This is a genomic window from Brevibacillus sp. NRRL NRS-603 (genome assembly GCF_003013445.1).
Taxonomy (GTDB): domain Bacteria; phylum Bacillota; class Bacilli; order Brevibacillales; family Brevibacillaceae; genus Brevibacillus; species Brevibacillus formosus.
Window position 1 is genome coordinate 1 of record NZ_PXZN01000168.1, and the last position, 1248, is coordinate 1248.

Below are 1248 nucleotides of genomic sequence, written 5' to 3' on the forward strand. Positions count from 1 at the left end.
CAGCGCAAGTGTTTCCGCTCGCTTGATCCCACATATTTTCAAACGAGTCATACACTCACCCCCGGTGCCACTTCTCCCACGAGATCAATAACTGCGCGCTCTACATCTGTTTGGCGCATGAAATGCTCTCCGACCAGTACAGCCCGGGCACCTGCACCTCGTACATTCTCAATATCCGCTGGTGTCGAAATCCCACTTTCGCTCACGATCGTCAATGACGCAGGCAGTTCCGCAATCACCTCATGCGTAACGGCAAGGTCAGTTTGAAACGTATTTAAGTTTCGATTGTTGATCCCGAGCAATTTCGGTTCCATTGCTTGAAAAACAAGCTCGCATTCGCGTTTGTCATGCACCTCGACCAGTACATCCATGCCCAGCTCCTCGGCAGTTTGGTTTAGGTGGCGAAGCGTTTCCCGATCGAGGATGGCAGCAATGAGCAACACACAATCAGCGCCTGCTGCTCTTGCTTCCACGACTTGAATTTCATCCAGCAGAAAGTCTTTTCTGAGTAACGGACGTTCAACTGCCTCATGAATTTGCCGTAGATAGCTCAAACTACCTTGAAAAAAGGATTCATCTGTCAAAACAGACAAACATTCTGCGCGAGCGGCCTGATAAGACTTTGCGATAGTCACTGCTTGGAAATCAGGGCGGATTAACCCTTTGGACGGGGATGCTTTTTTCACTTCGGCAATCACGCTAACAGGCCGTACACTCGTCTCCAATGCTTGACGAAATCCGCGTGGGCGCTGGACTTCCTTCGTTGCAAAAAGCAATGCTGAAACGGTTGTATCTGTATAAAGACGTGCGATCTCTTCACGTTTCTTTTCTACGATTTTACGAAGCATGAATCATACCTCCTGCGATGTGACGAACGTGCTCCAGCTTGCGCATGACCAGTCCGCCGTCGATCAGTTCTGCTGCACGTATAACCCCAGTTTCAATCGAACTAGCCCGATCTGCGAGGTAAAGGATCGCGCCCGCATTCAGCAAAACGATGTCGCGTGCTGCCCCACGCGCTCCGGAAAACACGTCGTGAATGATCTTGGCATTCTCATTGGCATCACCGCCGCGCAAAGCATCCTTCTCATGTCTGCGCAGACCGAACTGCTCTGGTTCGATTTCATATGTTTGAATACGCCCATCCCGCAACTCGGCAATATGGCTCGTTCCCGTGACTGTCAGTTCATCCAAACCATCCGAGCCTGCTACAACGAGCGCTCTTTTCACATCGAGCTCGTGTAAGAC

The 1248-nt window shown here is 50.7% G+C and carries 1 protein-coding gene and 1 pseudogene; both read right to left on the reverse strand.

Translation table 11 applies throughout. The features are described from left to right. Positions 1–47: 47 nt before the first annotated feature. Complete coding sequence (gene trpC / locus C7R94_RS29670; protein WP_106786046.1) at positions 48–848, reverse strand: indole-3-glycerol phosphate synthase TrpC; 801 nt, start codon at positions 846–848, stop codon at positions 48–50. Then, positions 838–1248 (reverse strand): annotated as a pseudogene (locus C7R94_RS29675) (anthranilate phosphoribosyltransferase); the annotation flags it as partial. The gene trpC and the pseudogene C7R94_RS29675, both read right to left, overlap by 11 nt.